The organism is Streptomyces flavofungini, from assembly GCF_030388665.1.
In the GTDB taxonomy this organism is placed as follows: domain Bacteria; phylum Actinomycetota; class Actinomycetes; order Streptomycetales; family Streptomycetaceae; genus Streptomyces; species Streptomyces flavofungini_A.
Map to the genome: position 1 here is coordinate 9027800 of NZ_CP128846.1, position 14813 is coordinate 9042612.

The window sequence follows — 14813 nt, forward strand, 5'->3', positions numbered from 1 at the left end:
GGAAGTGGGACGGGACGCCCCGCGCGGGCTCCCCGTCAGCGGCAGCGAGTGGCCTGATGTCCAACCCCTCGCGCCGCGAACGACGTTAGCGAGGACACAGAAAATTTGGCAGTGTTAGATTTTCCTCACACCTCGCACTGGTGTGCTACCCGCCGCGTGCCCCTCGTCGTACGGTCGCCCCATGTCCGCAGACACATCCCCGGTGGCCCCGCCCACGCTGCGCCAGCGACGCCGGGCCGCCGCCACCCAGGAGATCCTCGAAGCCGCCGAGCGCCACATCACCGAGCACGGTCCGCACGCCATGTCCCTGCGCGCGATAGCCCGCAGCCTCGGCATGACCGTGCAGGCGCTCTACCACTACTTCCCGAACCGGGACGCCCTCGTCACGGCGCTCATCGCCAAGGCTTACGACGACATGGCCGCCGCCGTGCAGGAAGCCGTCGACACCGCCGGTGACGACGCGGACCCGCCGCGCCTCGTCGTGGCGGCCGAGGGCTACCGCCGCTGGGCCATCGCCCACCCCGAGAGGTTCCAACTCCTCTACGGGGCACCCCTGCGCGACTACGCCGCACCCGCGGAGGGCCCCACCACCCAGGCCGTGCGCCGCATGAGCGCGATCTTCCAGGCCGCGATGTTCGACGGCTTCACCTGGGAGCAACTCGCTGCGGCCGACACCCCCGCGCTCTCGCCGTCACTCCAGGCCTTCCTGGGCCGCCTGCCTCCCGACGGCCTCGGCGACCTGCCGCCCCAGGCGGCCTCCCTCCTTCTGAGCGGCTGGGGGCACATGACCGGCCTCGTCCTTCTCGAAGTGTTCGGACACACGGCCTTCCTGGCCGACCACCAGGCAGAGGTCTTCCGGCTTTCCATGCGCAATCTGCTCGCCGACGTCCATCGCCGGATTCCGGCCGCGGGCGGGTCCAAGGGGCTTTCCGAGGGGAATTGACGGCCCGCTCCTCATGGTTCGCGCAACGCTCACTGGTATTCCTGCACGCATAAGGTCCGGTGATGGAATCGAGAAGTATGCGTGTGGGCGGTACGGATCGGTTCGGCGTCAGGGTTCTCGGACCGCATCGAGCTCTCTCGGCTGGGGATGAAGTGCGTTCCGCATTCAGAGTTCCGGCTATCGAGGGTGGCTGGGCCGACATCCGGCCCAGGAGCCTGCGCGGGGCGATGGCCGACCAGGGGGAGCGAATGCGGGCCTCGGCAGGTCACCTTGCCTGTATTTAACGGCACATGTCGCATCCTGGTGGCGGGCCAAGTCCTGCGTGCCTGGTCGCGCCCGACCTGCGGTCAGGCGGGCCGGGGCGCCGCGAAGGGGTAGGCGGCGAGGGCCGCGCGAACGGATGCGAGGGTGTCCCGGGCGTACTCCTGCGGGACCCGACGCGCAGGGCGTCGCGGGGCGTGGCGAAGCGGGCGACTGCCTCGTCATGGAGGGACAGCATCTTGCGCGCGTAGGCCGGCAACTCCTGGACCGCCGGGGCGAGTCCCAGATTCCGCCCGGTGGCGGCGAAGCCGCGATCGCGAGCCAGAGCCACGTCTACGCCAAGGTCTCGCACCGCCTGTGGCCGCGCCGGGGCCTCGGCCTCGTCGCCCTCGGCGCCTGGCTGACCCTCGCCCTCAGCCTGTGCCGGGCCTCGAGCGTTCCCCTGGCAGCCCTCTCGGTGGACCCGGACACGATGGAGCCCGTCACCCGGGTGCTCGGAGACATCGGCACACTCATCACCTGCATCACCTGCATCACCTGCATCGCCTGGCCCCTGCCGGGCTGGGGCCAGGCTCTGACCGCCCCGGGCCGTCGACTGCGCGCCCACCGCCAGCACCGACGGCTGCGCCCCCTGAACGACGCCCCGCACGCGTGCGCACCCACCATCGAACTCCCCTGCTGTGCGGACGGGTTCTGGCACGGTCTTGGCCGTCCTACATCGGGCGCAGCCCTCAGGTCGCAGCAGCCCTGGCCGCGAGCCGAGCGGCCGTCCAGTCCGGCGGACGGAGCGACGTCATGCGGTGGCGTCGAGCGGCGGGTGCTCGAGCACACGCGGCTTGTACTCGACCAGTTGGATGCGGCCGTCGAACGTGCGGTGCTCGGTCATCTCGAGGGCAACGTCCGGATAGCCGTCGTAGATGCGTTCCTCACCCGTGGCCCCGGTGATCACCGGGAACATGACGACCCGGAAACGGTCGACGAGTCCGGCCCTCAGCAGGGACCGGCACAGGGCGAGGCTGCCGATCGTGCTGAGGAGCCCCGAGCCGTTCGACTTCATCGCGCGGACCGCCTCGACGGCGTCTTCGCGGACGAGCGTGGAGTTCGCCCACGTCAGCGGCTCCTCGAGGGAGGAGGAGAACACCACCTTGGGAGCCTGCGTGAGCTCGTCGACGGACGCCTCTTCCTCGGGCCTGAACTCGTCCTGCCCGTCCGGGACCTCACCGCCGGCGAAGCCCGACATCAGGCGGTAGGTGTTCGCTCCCATCAGATAGGTGACCTCGGGCTGCTCACCGAGCCATGCGAGGTACTCCGGACCCTCGAGGCCCCAGAACCCGGGCCATCCCTTTCCCGACGCATGGCCGTCGAGGGAGGTGATGAAGTCGACGAGAAGCTCCGACATGGCGATGTCCTTTCCTAGGTGTCACAAGCTTGGACGGTCCGGGAGCCACGAACTCATCGGCCGCGCCGCGGCGCGCCGACGACTCACCGCCGTACGTGGTGTGCAGCGCCGCGGGCGGCTCGCTCTGGCTGATCGCCGTCGTCGTGGCGGTGTGGTGCGCGCTGATCGTGCTGCCCCGGCCACGGGGTGCCGGATCCCGTCGGGGGCAAGGCCGTCACGAACCTGCGGAACTGGAGCCTGACCCTGCTCGGTGTCGCGCTCACCGTCCAGGGCCGCGACGTGTACCTCGCTTCGATCGGCGCTTTCACCCTCGGCAACCGGAGCCTGGGGGAGGAACAGACGCCCCTCGCCGTCGCAGCGGCGTCCATGCTGCTCATCCTGACCCTGACCGGCGTCCGGATGGACGTGGGGACGTTCCGCAGCGAGCTTCTGCCCGGGCGCGGCAGGCTGCGCCTGCTGCCGGTGGTGTAGCAGACGCGCTACCTGTCCATCCAGGTCGCCCGGGTCCTCGCGCAGACCGCGGCCATCACGACGATCATGCAGTTCTTCGCGGACAACGGCGGTACGCCCTGGGTGTTCTCCGGCGTAAGCCCTTGAGCCCCGCATCTGCCCGGAGGCGATATGCGGCGACCGCGCGCGCCGGGCCCCGGGGCGCAGGAGGGGGTTTTAGGGCGGGCTCCTATGCTGGGCGCCCACAGGCGGTGGTGCTCGCGTCGACGGGCGGTGCCGGGCGGGCGTGGATGCCGGATGGGGGAGTGGCCGATGCCAGGGCCGAGCATGTCGCCGAGCGCGGCGTACAAGGGAGTTCCGGTGGGACGCCGTGCGGTGGTCCGCGGGGCGGCGCTCCTCGTGCCCGCCCTGGCAGGCGTCACCGCATGCGGGCCGCAGAAGGCGGAGCACCGCTCGGACAGCGAACTGCACGACCGGATCCACGACGTGGTCACCGCCGAGCTGCCGAAGGGGCCCGGCGTCACCGTCCTCGCCGCGAGCGGGTCCGGCATCGTGTACAGCGAGAGCTTCGGATTCGCCGACCGCGCGCGCGGCATCCGGTGCGGACGCGGCACGGTGTACGACATCGCCTCCAACACCAAGCAGTTCACCGCGGCTGCCGTCCTGAAGCTGGAGTCGGAAGGCCGCGTCCACGTACGCGACCACCTCGGCGACCTGCTGGCGGGACTTCCCCCGCACATACGGCCCCTGACGGTCCACCAGCTCCTCTCCCACACCTCGGGCCTGCCCGAGTTCCTTCCCGACCGCTACGGCGACGACTACGCACCCCTGTCCCGCGCGGAGATGCTCCAGGCCCTGAACCGCACGGAGCTGCGCTCCCGGCCGGGCCGCGCCTTCCACTACTCCAATCTGGGATACAGCCTGCTCACCGCGGTCATCGAGGAACGCTCGGGGCTGACGTACGAGCAGTTCCTCGCCGACCGCCTCTTCCGCCCTGCGGGCCTGGAGCACACCGGCTACGTCAGACCGAGGTGGGCGCGGCGCGACATCGCCGTCGAGTACGACGAGCGGGGCAAGCCCGCGGGCCGACCGAACGACCAGCCCTGGGCGCCCGACGGACCGCACTGGAACCTGCGGGGCAACGGCGGCATGCTCTCCACGGCGACAGACCTCTTGCGCTGGCACGTCGCCCTGAACGGCCACGAGGTCCTCTCCGCCGACGCGCGCCGCAAGATGTTCACCCCGCACGCGTCCGCGACCGAGGACGCCGAGGACGGACCCGCGTACGGCTACGGCTGGGCCCTGGAGCCCGGCACGGGCGAACACCGCATCGCCTGGCACACCGGGCAGAGCCAGGTCGGCGGCTCCTACTCGGAGATCGTCCGCTCCGTCGACGGGCGGGCCCTGGTGGTGATGGCCACCAACTACAGCACCAGAAAGGGGACATGGGGAATCGCCGATCTCGAACTGGCCCGCGGGATCGTCGACCTCGTCCTGGAGGACTGACCACAGCCACCAGGATCGTGAAGTCGGCTACGGAGCACGGGGGTTGGGGGAGGGCAGGTCAAGATCCACAGGGTTTCGGGTCTGTCCCGAAGAGCGGCACGTTCGAACTGGTGCCCAATGATGGTCGCAGCCGGGGCCCCGGTCCCTCGGCGGCATGCCCCGAGGTGCACGAGTCGCCGCGCGCGGGCCACCGTTTCCCTTGCCGGAGGGCGGAAGGGGAGCGTCCGGCATCGATGCCCGAAGGGGCAGGAGCGGACGGAGCGTGCCCGAGGCGGTGTGCCTCGTACCTCGCTGTGCGTGTAACAGGGATGTATTGGCGGGCGGTCGGGATGAACGCGGCTTCGAGTCGGGCGGCTCATGCAGGTCAGCAACGCCCGCTCGCACCGGCTCGTACGACTCGGAGCGAGCGGCCGACATCCCGACCGACACCGAGGAAGAAACGATGCGCGTTCACAAGCTCACCTTCGCCGCCCTGGCCGTTGCCGCGACCCTCTCGCTCTCGGCGTGCAACGACGGTGACGACTCGGCAGGGGACTCCCCGTCGGCCGAGTCCACCGCTTCGTCCTCGTCCGGCGGTTCGGGTTCGGGCGGCTCGGGCCAGGACGGCGGGAAGGACTCCGGCGGGAAGGGCTCGTCCGAGGAGGGCTCCGGCGGGCAGGGCGCGGCCACCGGCGGCGGCTCCGACACGAGCGCCAGGGTCGGCAAGTGCCGCACCGACGAGCTGGACATCTCCGCGTCGGACAGCACGGTCGACGGCGACACCGAGGGCACGGTCGCGGTGACGTTCAGGAACGGTGCCGGCAAGGACTGTTCCCTGACCGGATTCGCGGCGTCGACCTGAAGACCAGCGAGGGCGATCTCTCCGCGACCCGCACGGGCCGGTCAAGCCCGATGACGCTCAAGGACGGCGAGTCGGTGTCCTTCGGTGTCACCTACCCGGTCAACGACTCGGGCGGTTCCGGTGTCAGCGTCTCGGCGATCGTGGTGACGCCCCCCGGGGAGACGAAGTCGTTCTCGATGGAGTGGCCCGGCGCCTCGACCCTTCCGGTCACCGAGGGCGGCGGTTCCTCGGTGAAGGTCGGCCCGATGGGCGGCGCCGGTCAGGGCGGAGCGAACTGACCGGCTCGTCGAGCCGGGGGGGGCGTCAAGGCGGCGCGGGATGCCGGGAGGTGGGCGGGGCGCGGTGTATCGCGGGCGTATCGAAGAACGCGTACGCCGACGCACGGGTCTCCTGGCTGCCCTGAGGGCACGGACCGCGGTGGTCCGTGCCGAGGGCCTGGTGCCCCGGCTCCGGAAGGTGAGAGTGAAACGGAGCACGTCGTGCCGTATCGGAACGTTCGTCCGTCGCTGAGGGGGGCGGCCTTGCCGCCGGTGTCGCCCTGCTGATGGTGGCCCGGGCCGGGCCCGCCACCGCCGCCCCCGCGCGGGGCGGGAGCGTGCAGGCTCAAGGGGCCGCACGGCCACGGCTATCCCCCCCGACGCCGAGGGCGTGCCGCGTGACGTGGACCGTGCGACGCCAGCGTGACGGGCGGGGCCGGAGGGGCGGTCTCCACCAGCCCGGCGCCGTGGACCTCGACATCAGCAAGGCCATGGCGAGCGTCTTCTGCCCGACGTCCTCCTGGCTCCGCGAACCAGCTCGACGTGGCAACTCCACGACCGAGCCCTGCGAATCGACCCTGCGATCCGGCCCCGCGAACTCGGCACGTGGCGGTACCTCGTGGGCCCGACTGGCTGGTACCCGCATCCGCTTCCCGCTTCAATGGAGCAGGGGGCGGGCTCCGGGACCGCCAGTCGGGCAGTCGGCGGTCCGCCGCGGAGTGTGCCCCGCGCCATCCGCACCGCCCCGCGCACCACCGACGACCCGCAGCACCCGCCAAGGCCCCGCCGCACCCGCTCGCCTCGATCGGGGGAAACCACGTGAAGGCCATCGTGCAGGACGTCTACGGCTCGGCGGACACGCTCCACGTACGCGACGTCGAGCGTCCTTCCCCGGGCGAGGGCCAGGTGCTGGTACGCGTACACGCCGCGGGCGTCGGCCCGGACGTCCTGCACGTGATGACCGGACTGCCCCTGATGGCCCGCGCGTTCTTCGGGCTGCGCAGGCCGAGGAACCCCGTTCGGGGCTGGGACGGCGCCGGACGCGTCGAGTCGGTCGGCGCGAAGGTGACGGGCGTCGAACCCGGCGACGCGGTGTACGGGCACCTGGACGGCTCCTTCGCCGAGTACGCGCTCGCCAAGGCCGAGCGCATCGCGCCCAAGCCCGGGAACATCAACTTCGTGCAGGCCGCCGCCGTCCCGGTGTCGGCCGTCACCGCCTTGCAGGCGCTGCACGCCAAGGCGGGCCTGCGGGCCGGCCAGCGGGTCCTGGTCATCGGCGCCTCGGGCGGCGTCGGCAGCTTCGCCGTCCAGCTCGCCGTCGCCCACGGCGCGGAGGTCACCGGTGTCTGCGGGGGCCGCGCGGCCGCGTTCGTCCGCTCCCTCGGTGCCACGGCCGTCCTCGACCACACCCGCCAGGAGATCACCGAGACCCCGCACCGGTACGACGTCGTCGTCGACGCCGCAGGCAACCGCCCGCTGCCCCTGTTGCGCCGCGCCCTCACTCCCCACGGCACCCTCGTGCGCGTCGGCGGCGAGGGCGGAAGCCGCTGGTTCGGCGACACCGGGACCCAGCTGCGGATGGCCCTGCTGACCCGCTTCGCGCGGCACGACCTCCTCGGTCTGTGGACGGTCGTGCGCCGAGCGGACCTGGTGACCCTCACGTCGCTGATCGAGAGCGGCGCGATCACGCCGAGCGTCGACAGCGCCTACCCCCTGGCCGAGGCCCGGGCGGCCGTCCGCCGACTGGAGCGGGGCCATCCCCGGGGCAAGGTCGTCCTGACCGTGTCCCCCGGGGCCTGACCGGTGCGCCGGCCCTGACGCGGGCGGGAGCTCAGGCGAACGGGTCGCCCGCCACCCCGCTCAGACGGACCAGTCCGGGGCTGCCCTCGCCGCCGTTGTCGGTGACGCGCGCGTACAGCGTGTAGGCCGAGCCGGTCTCCTCGGCCCGGGCGCGCACCCACGTGAGGACTTCCTCCACGTCGGCGCCGGTCACCTCGTACTCGTCCGACGCCCCCGGCGACGCCTCCCAGAAGTACGCCCGGTAGGTCGCGTCGTCGTGCTCCCAGGTGGTGTCTCGCGGATCCACTGCTCGTACGTGCATGGGGCAACCGTATCGGCAGGGGCGCGCGGCCGGTCCGCCGACGTGGGACGGTCGCCCGCCGGCGGGGAGCCGAAGCCCTCGACGGCGGGCCGCTAGACCTTCGGATCCGCCTGCCTCTCCTCGGCGAGGAGCCCGAGCGGCACCTCGTCCAGGACTTCACCCCTCACCCAGGCCGAGGAGCGCAGCACGCCCTCGCGGACGAAGCCGTTGCGCTCGGCGGCGCGGAGCATCACGGCGTTGTCGGCCAGCGTCTCGATCCGCACCCGCCGCGGACCGCGCACGACGAAGCCGTAGTGGCAGAGGACCCTGACCGCGTCGGTGCCGTAGCCCTTGCCGCGCAGGGACGGCAGCAGGCCCACGCCGATGTGCGCGGAGCGGTTGTGGGTGTCGATGTCCCACAGCCACGCGCAGCCGGCCGGCGTGCCGCCGTCCAGCTCCACCACCGAGAACGCGGCGTACCGGTCCTGCTTGTCGTCCACGACGACCCTGGACTCCTTGGAGCCCGGCATGACCGGCCGCCACGGCCGGCCGTCGGACCGCGAGTGGTTCTCCACGTCGTCATGGAGCTCGGCCTGGAGAATCGGGATGTCGTCCTCATGGCGGGCCCTCAGCCCGACTTTGCCGCCCTTGAGCATGGGAGCTTCCTGTCCGGACGCGCCGTCCAGCTGCAAACGAATCAGCGGTCCGTCGCGGCCGGTGCGGTGGGCGGCGGTGCCACTGCGCTACGGCCGTACCGCCACCGCGTCGATCTCGAAGAGCATGCCCGGGAGCGCGAGCGCGGCGACGCCGCTGAGGGTCTGGGCGGGCAGCCGGTCGCCGAAGCGCGCGTGCAGCGCCTTGCCGAGGGCCTCCAGCTTCTCCTGGTCGTGGTCGACGATGAAGCTGCCGAGCCGGACCACGTGCTCGTAGCCGAGACCGACTCCCTCCAGCGCCGACTGGAGCCGGTCGAGGGCGAGTTCCACCTGCGTGGCGAAATCGCCGGGGACGGGGGCGCCGGTGCTGTCGGATGCGTACTGCCCGGCGATGAAGACGAGTTCGCCGGGCGCCGACACGGCGTGGCTGTAGCCGAAGGGGGTCGGGTCGTGGAGGGCGGCCGGGTTGGTGATGGTGCGGTGATCGTTCGTCATGTCCGGTCGAACACCCGTGCAGGTCGCTTCATTCCGGCCGCGTGCCAGGAGTCCCGGCACGACAGCGCTGACACCCGATGGCGCTGACATCCGGCAGGGCTGTCCGTGGGGGCTGCCGGATCCGAAGTGGGCGTGAATGCGCCCCGCCCCATGGACCTCGCCCGGGGGCATGGTGCACGGTGACTGTACTTTGACAACCGCGGGGTCATGATGAGTGGTGTTGTGGAGCGAGTTGAGGTCGCCCGGACGTTCGAGCGGTGCGAGGAATCGCGCCTTGTGGTCCGACGGGCGTTCGACCGGGCCCGTCACATGCAGGCGAAGGCCACGGAGATGCGGTTGCGGACCGAGCAGATGCGCTGGGACGGGCCCCCTGGGGCGGGCCTGCGGGGTCGTGTCACGGGGGAGCGGCGTCGTCGGGGTGGTAGCGGGCCTTGATGGGGGCGCGTTCGCCCTCGCGGACCTGCCCGAACCAGCCTGCTGGCCCTACGCCTTCCCGGCTGAGCCGCGCCCCGGCAGCCGCTCCGTGACCCGGTCGAACAGCTCGGTCAGCGGCTCCGCGACGTACCGGCCGAACTCGGTGAGGCCGTAGGTGACGTGTGGCGGAGTGGTCGGCTCGACCTCCCGCCGGAGCAGTCCGTCCTGGACCAGCGCGCGCAGCGTCTGGGCGAGCATCTTCTCGCTGATGCCCTGGATGCCGTCGCGCAGCTCGTAAAACCGGAGGTCCTTGCCCCGCAGGGATATCAGCACCCAGACGCCCCACCTGCTGGTCACGTGGTCGACCACGTCGCGCGCGGGGCAGTCGGTGTGAAACACGTCATAGCGAGTGCCCGGCTCGGCCTGTGTGGACTGCGCGCCTTCCTCCATGTCGGGAGCTTACCTCTGGGTATGTCCTTACGAAGAGTAAGCCCGGCTTCTAGCGTCAACTGCCGTACCGCACAACGGACTAGGAGCTCAACATGATCGTGGTGACCGGGGCTACCGGGAATGTGGGTCGGCCTTTGACGCAGGCGCTGGTGGAGGCGGGCGAGCAGGTGACGGCGGTGTCGCGGCACGCGACGGCGGTGGACGGCATCCGGCACGTGGTGGCCGACCTGGCCGAACCGGCGAGCCTCGCGCCCGTCCTTGACGGGGCGAAGGCGCTGTTCCTCCTCCTGTCCGGCAACCTGCACGCCCCCGACTCCCGCCCGGCCGACCTCGTCGACCTGGCCGTGGCCCGTGGGGTCCGCCGGGTCGTCCTGCTGTCCTCGCAGGGCGTGTCGACCAGGCCGCTCGGGCCCACCCGGGTCGCGATGCGCGCGCTGGAGGACGCGGTGCGCGCCTCCGGCCTTGACTGGGCCGTGGTGCGGCCGGGCGGCTTCGCCTCCAACGCCTTCGCCTGGGCGGAGTCCGTCCGCACGCGGGGCATGGTCGCCGCGCCCTTCGGTGACGTCGGGGTGCCGGTCGTCGACCCGGCGGACATCGGCGAGGTCGCGGCGGCCTGCCTCCTCGACGACCGGCACAACGGCGGGGTGTACGAGCTGACCGGGCCGGAGGTGATCTCGCCGCGTCGGCAGGCCGAGGCGATCGCCACCGCGCTCGGCTCGCCCGTGCGCTTCCACGAGCTGACCCGCGCCGAGGCGAAGGCTCAGATGACCCGGTTCGTACCGGCGGAACTCGCCGACGACACCCTCGACATCATCTCCGCCCCGAACCCGGACGAACTGCGGATCAGCCCGGACGTGCAGCGCGTCCTCGGCCGCGCCCCGCGCCCCTTCAGCGACTGGGTCGCCCGCAACGTCGCGGCTTTCCGCTGAGGGCGACGGCCGCCGGGGGGAAACTCCCCGGCCGCCGCTCCGGCCCGGCGTGCCGCTGGGCCGGAGCGGCGGGACCACCCGGCTCTGCCTCCCTCGGGGCGAGGCTCCGCTCAGATCTGCCCCCGGAACAACGCCGCACTCAGCACGTGGCCCGGTAGGACAGATCCGGCAGGTACGTCCGCCAGTCCCGCCGCGACAGGCCCGAACCCGCCCGCTCGCACACCGCGGCGACCAGAGATGCGGGGTCGAGCGAATACTTCTGCAAGGGCACGTGGGAACCGCCCGCATACAGCGTCCTGTCGTCGGCGCTGAAGGCCAGCGACGTGATCGTGTCGCCGGGCGTCGGCAGGGGCGAGCCGAGCGGCTGGCTGGAGGGGACGTCCCACAGCTGGAGGACGCCGGAGCGGGTGGCGACCGCGAGCGTGGCGTTGTCGTGGGAGAAGGCGAGCGCGGTGACCCCGTCGCCGTCGGCCGTGGGCGGAGCGTCGGAGTCCGCGGCGGTCAGGACGGCGCGGCGGGTGGTTCCGGTGCCGTTCCAGACGGTCACCCGGCCGTAGGCGTCGCCCGCGGCCAGGTACTGCCCGCCGGGGCTGAAGGCCAGTTCGCTGGTCAGGGTGCCGCTCAGTGACGTGCGCACGGTCCTGCCGGAGCGGGGGTCGGCGATGGCCTGCCAGGAGGCGACCCTCGCCGCGTCCCGTCGTACCGCGAGTGTCCCCGAGATGTCCTTGAGGGTCCTGACCTTCTCGGGACGGCCGCCGGAGCGCAGGTCCCACACCTCGGTGGTCTCCTGCATCGAGGTGCGGGCCAGGTACAGGCGGGAGCCGTCGGCGCTCAGCACGAGACCGTCCAGGCCGCTCCCGCCCATCTCGTCCGCTTCCAGTACGACCGACGCGTGCTCCCTGCCCTTTCGGACGTCCCAGACCGTGACACGCTCCCGCGTCGACGCACCGGGATCACCCAGCTGCCGTGCCCGCCCGTAGGCGAAGTACCGGCCGTCGGCGCTGAACGCCATGAGGTCGGAGCACTCCTCGGCCTGCTCGGGGTCGGTCATCTCGGCCGCACTCAGCTCCTGGGTTGCCACGTCATCAGGGTCCGCGGCCACGGGGCTGTCCTCGGAACCCCGCGGGCATGGCTCGACCTTCGGTTCGAAGACGGTCCGGCCGCTACGGGTGTCCACCAGCCGCAGCTCCTTGGCGCCCTTCGCGTGGCGGACGACGGCCTGAGTGCGGCCGTCCGCGGCCAACCGCCCCGGGGAGAAGTACTCCTTGCGCCAGGGCGCCTCGACCGCGGACCTGACGCTCAGCGAGTGCAGCACCGTCCTCGTCTCGTTGAAGTAGCGCACGGCTCCCGCGTCCAGGTCGAGTTCGAACCCCCAGAACGCGTCGCCGACGGTGGCCCGGCGCAACACCGGCGTGCCCGGCGCGGCCAGCCGCCACATCGCCACCCCGTCCGCCGTGGACGCCATCACGAACGTGTTGTCCTTGCTGAAACGGACGTCCTGCAGGCCTTTGCTCAGCACCCGTGGCGCCTCCCGGCCGCTGCGCAGATCCCAGCGGCGGATGTCACGGCCGGTGACACGTGCCAAGTGCCTGCTGTCCGGGGTGAAGACGAACGAGGCGCCGCGGCACTCGAACCGCTTCTTGTCCTTGGCCATCCAGGCTGGGCTGAGGCGGGAGCGCCGGGCGATGTCCCAGATCTCCAGCGGACCTTCCTCATCGCAGCGGGCCAGCAGGCGGTTGTCCGCGCTGAGCGCGAAGCTCTGCGACTTCTCAGAATGCCGCTGTCTCAAGGTCAGCACGGCACGGCCGGTGCGCACGTCGAAGACCTTGCTGGACGAGGCCTCGGGGCCCTCTGCTTCATCCGGACTGTCCCCGCTCTCCAGCTGATCCGCCCTCCCCGCGCCCGCCGGCGCATCCGCCCCGCCCGCGCCCCGAGGGCTGTCCGGCCCGCCCACGCCCCACGGCACCCCCATGTCATCGGGGCCGTCCGGCGGATCGGAGCCGTCCACGTCCCATACCGTCAGGGCCACACGCTTGCCGTCGGGGGAGAAGGTGACGTTCGGCCCGTTGGTCGCGGGCAGGCGGCTGCGCACACGTCCGGCGCGGACGTCCCACAGCACCGTGGACTCCAGCGTGCTCACGGCCAGCGTCCGGCCGTCCGGGCTCACCGTCACCTCCGGATCCTGCGCGGCCAGCTTGCCGAGCCCCGGATACGAGCGCGCTCTCGGCCGCAGCTCCCGCATGTCCCAGGTGCGCACACGCTTCGCGCCCACCCCCACCAGCGTCCGCCCGTCGGCGGTCAGCTCCGTCGCCACCGCTTCCGATTCGGCGCCGGGCCGGGAGAAGGACGACTCCTCCTTCTGCGCCATGGCGCCGAGGAGCGCCGCACGGGTCTCGGTGGACTCCGCGAGCCGCCAGGCGGCGACGCTCAGCCGCATCGCGGTGACCGGGTCGTGACCACGCATGGTGGCAGCGGCCGCGGCGATGCGGCGGGCCTCGGCCTCGACGTGCCGGCGCTCACTCGTACGGCTCTCCCGCCACGCCACCGCGCCCGCCACCACCGACAGCGCCACCAGCACGGCCAGCGCCCCCGACAGGACACGTCGACGCCGCCGCGCACGCGAACGGGCGCGGCGGCTCGCCGTGAGGAAGGACAGCTCCGGCCCGGTCAGGTCCGCGCACCCGTCCCCGTCGGCGGGGAAGTGCTCCGCCGCCGTGGTCAGCCGGGCGCCCCGGTACAACGCGCCCGGGTCGTGCGCCAGCTCCTCCCAGGTACGCGCCGCCTCCGTCAGGTGACGGTGGGCGCGCAGCCGGTCCCGGTGGGCGTCCACCCAGGCTCCCAGGCGGGGCCAGGATGTGATCAGCGCCTCGTGGGCGAGGTCGACGGTGTCGTCGTCGAGGGTGATGAGCCGGGCCCGGGCCAACAGGTCCACCACGGCGTCGACCTCGTCGCGGTCACCGAAGTCGAGTTCCGCGCGCGGGATCGGGCGCCGGGTGTCCTGCGCCCCCTCACCCGGGGCGATGAGGCGCAGCAGGATCAGCCGGGCCAGCTCCTTGCGGCCGTCCGAGAGCCGTGCGTGGACGTCCTCGGCGGTGCGGGCGATCGCGCCGTGCACGCCGCCCGTGTCCTCGTACCCCTGCAATGTCAGTGTCCGGCCGCGCCGTCGCCGCCAGGTCTCCCGCAGCGCGTGCGACAGCAGCGGCAGCGCCCCCGGCTCACTCCCGGCCTCCCGCACGAGGCGGGCGGTCAACTCACGTTCCACGATGAGCCCCGAGACCTGCGCGGGCTTCACGACCGCCTCCCGAAGCTCGGCGGCCGACATCGCCGTGACCAGCAGGCTCGCTTCCGACAACACGTCCGCCAGAGGCCGGTGTTCGGCGCAGCGGCCGTAGAAGTCGGCCCGCACACCGAGCACCACCCGCAGCCGGGTGCCAGGACTCCTCGCCGCCAGCAGCCCGTCGACGAACGCGGCCCGCTCCTGCGGATCCCGGCACAGCGTGAACACCTCCTCGAACTGATCCACGATCAGCCAGGTGTCACCGTCCCCCTCGGCGGGCGTGAGCACTGATGTGTGCGTACGCAAAGGATGCTGGCCCGGCGTGAGGATCCGCAGGGCCGCGGGACGCTCCGCCGCGTCGTCGACGCGCCGGAGCCGGGGTATCAGCCCCGCCCGCAGAAGCGACGACTTGCCGCTCCCGGAGGGGCCGAGGACGACGGTGAAACGGGACTCGCGCACACGCCGCACCAAGTCCTCGGTCAACCGCTCCCGCCCGAAGAACAGCCCCTCGTCACCGGGCTCGTAGCGCGTCAGACCCCGGTACGGCGACTGCCCGCCGCCGTCCTCGCCCTCGCCCAGCGACTCCTCGACCAGCTCCCGCGACACCTCGTGCCAGCGACGCTCCCACTCCTCGGAGTCGGCCCCGCAGGCTCGCGCGTACGCGACCACCACCGCCAGCGACGGCAGTCTGTCCCCCGCGGCCGCCTGCGAGAGCGCCGTCACCGAGTAGCCCACCTGCTGCGCCATCACCCGGTACGAGGGTGCCCCCGCCTCCTGCCGCACCTTGCGCAACCCCACCGCGAACCGGGCCACCGGCCCGTCCGCCGGATCGAGCGGCTTTTCCCGACGCCCCACCCA

At 72.3% G+C, this 14813-nt stretch carries 10 protein-coding genes and 2 pseudogenes; 6 read left to right on the forward strand and 6 right to left on the reverse strand.

From position 1 onward, the window contains the following. The first annotated feature begins 181 nt into the window (after positions 1-181). Entirely contained in the window at positions 182-943 is a 762-nt protein-coding gene (locus QUY26_RS39145) for a TetR/AcrR family transcriptional regulator (RefSeq protein WP_289955233.1), read from the forward strand. 1054 nt (positions 944-1997) lie between these two features. Here the strand turns inward: QUY26_RS39145 and QUY26_RS39150 are convergent. Continuing rightward, positions 1998-2603, reverse strand: a complete 606-nt coding sequence (locus tag QUY26_RS39150) for a dihydrofolate reductase family protein (RefSeq protein ID WP_289955234.1) — start codon at positions 2601-2603, stop codon at positions 1998-2000. A gap of 279 nt (positions 2604-2882) precedes the next feature. Here QUY26_RS39150 and QUY26_RS39155 point away from each other — a divergent pair. From QUY26_RS39155 to QUY26_RS39170, 4 genes and pseudogenes are all read left to right on the forward strand, one after another. Continuing rightward, positions 2883-3200: pseudogene (locus tag QUY26_RS39155) on the forward strand (DUF6185 family protein). Between the two features lie 213 nt (positions 3201-3413). Then, complete coding sequence (locus QUY26_RS39160; protein WP_289955236.1) at positions 3414-4559, forward strand: serine hydrolase domain-containing protein; 1146 nt, start codon at positions 3414-3416, stop codon at positions 4557-4559. A 442-nt stretch (positions 4560-5001) separates the two neighbouring features. After that, a pseudogene (locus QUY26_RS39165) lies at positions 5002-5678 on the forward strand (DUF4232 domain-containing protein). A 798-nt stretch (positions 5679-6476) separates the two neighbouring features. Beyond that, on the forward strand, positions 6477-7457 hold the full coding sequence (locus QUY26_RS39170; protein WP_289955237.1) for an NAD(P)-dependent alcohol dehydrogenase: 981 nt from the start codon (positions 6477-6479) through the stop codon (positions 7455-7457). A 31-nt stretch (positions 7458-7488) separates the two neighbouring features. Here the strand turns inward: QUY26_RS39170 and QUY26_RS39175 are convergent, their stop codons facing one another. The 4 genes from QUY26_RS39175 to QUY26_RS39190 form a co-directional block, all read right to left on the reverse strand. Beyond that, on the reverse strand, positions 7489-7758 hold the full coding sequence (locus QUY26_RS39175) for a hypothetical protein (protein ID WP_289955238.1): 270 nt from the start codon (positions 7756-7758) through the stop codon (positions 7489-7491). A gap of 92 nt (positions 7759-7850) precedes the next feature. Beyond that, positions 7851-8393, reverse strand: coding sequence for a GNAT family N-acetyltransferase (locus tag QUY26_RS39180; RefSeq protein WP_289955239.1), 543 nt, complete (start codon positions 8391-8393; stop codon positions 7851-7853). An 87-nt stretch (positions 8394-8480) separates the two neighbouring features. After that, on the reverse strand, positions 8481-8885 hold the full coding sequence (locus QUY26_RS39185; RefSeq protein ID WP_289955240.1) for a RidA family protein: 405 nt from the start codon (positions 8883-8885) through the stop codon (positions 8481-8483). Positions 8886-9368: 483 nt separating this feature from the next. Beyond that, a complete protein-coding gene (locus QUY26_RS39190; protein ID WP_289955242.1) occupies positions 9369-9749 on the reverse strand; it encodes a winged helix-turn-helix transcriptional regulator in 381 nt (126 codons plus the stop codon). Positions 9750-9841: 92 nt separating this feature from the next. Between QUY26_RS39190 and QUY26_RS39195 the strand changes: the two genes are divergently transcribed. Then, on the forward strand, positions 9842-10678 hold the full coding sequence (locus tag QUY26_RS39195) for an SDR family oxidoreductase (RefSeq protein WP_289955244.1): 837 nt from the start codon (positions 9842-9844) through the stop codon (positions 10676-10678). A gap of 139 nt (positions 10679-10817) precedes the next feature. Here QUY26_RS39195 and QUY26_RS39200 read toward each other — a convergent pair whose 3' ends face one another. Further along, on the reverse strand, positions 10818-14810 hold the full coding sequence (locus QUY26_RS39200; RefSeq protein WP_289955245.1) for an nSTAND1 domain-containing NTPase: 3993 nt from the start codon (positions 14808-14810) through the stop codon (positions 10818-10820). Between the last annotated feature and the right edge of the window lie 3 nt (positions 14811-14813).

Excerpts from the sequence above, each read along its gene's own strand:
- QUY26_RS39145 (WP_289955233.1), top strand. The coding sequence starts at position 182 with ATGTCCGCAGACACATCCCCGGTGGCCCCGCCCACGCTGCGCCAGCGA.
- QUY26_RS39150 (WP_289955234.1), bottom strand. The coding sequence starts at position 2,603 with ATGTCGGAGCTTCTCGTCGACTTCATCACCTCCCTCGACGGCCATGCG.
- QUY26_RS39175 (WP_289955238.1), bottom strand. The coding sequence starts at position 7,758 with ATGCACGTACGAGCAGTGGATCCGCGAGACACCACCTGGGAGCACGAC.
- QUY26_RS39180 (WP_289955239.1), bottom strand. The coding sequence starts at position 8,393 with ATGCTCAAGGGCGGCAAAGTCGGGCTGAGGGCCCGCCATGAGGACGAC.
- QUY26_RS39185 (WP_289955240.1), bottom strand. The coding sequence starts at position 8,885 with ATGACGAACGATCACCGCACCATCACCAACCCGGCCGCCCTCCACGAC.
- QUY26_RS39190 (WP_289955242.1), bottom strand. The coding sequence starts at position 9,749 with ATGGAGGAAGGCGCGCAGTCCACACAGGCCGAGCCGGGCACTCGCTAT.
- QUY26_RS39195 (WP_289955244.1), top strand. The coding sequence starts at position 9,842 with ATGATCGTGGTGACCGGGGCTACCGGGAATGTGGGTCGGCCTTTGACG.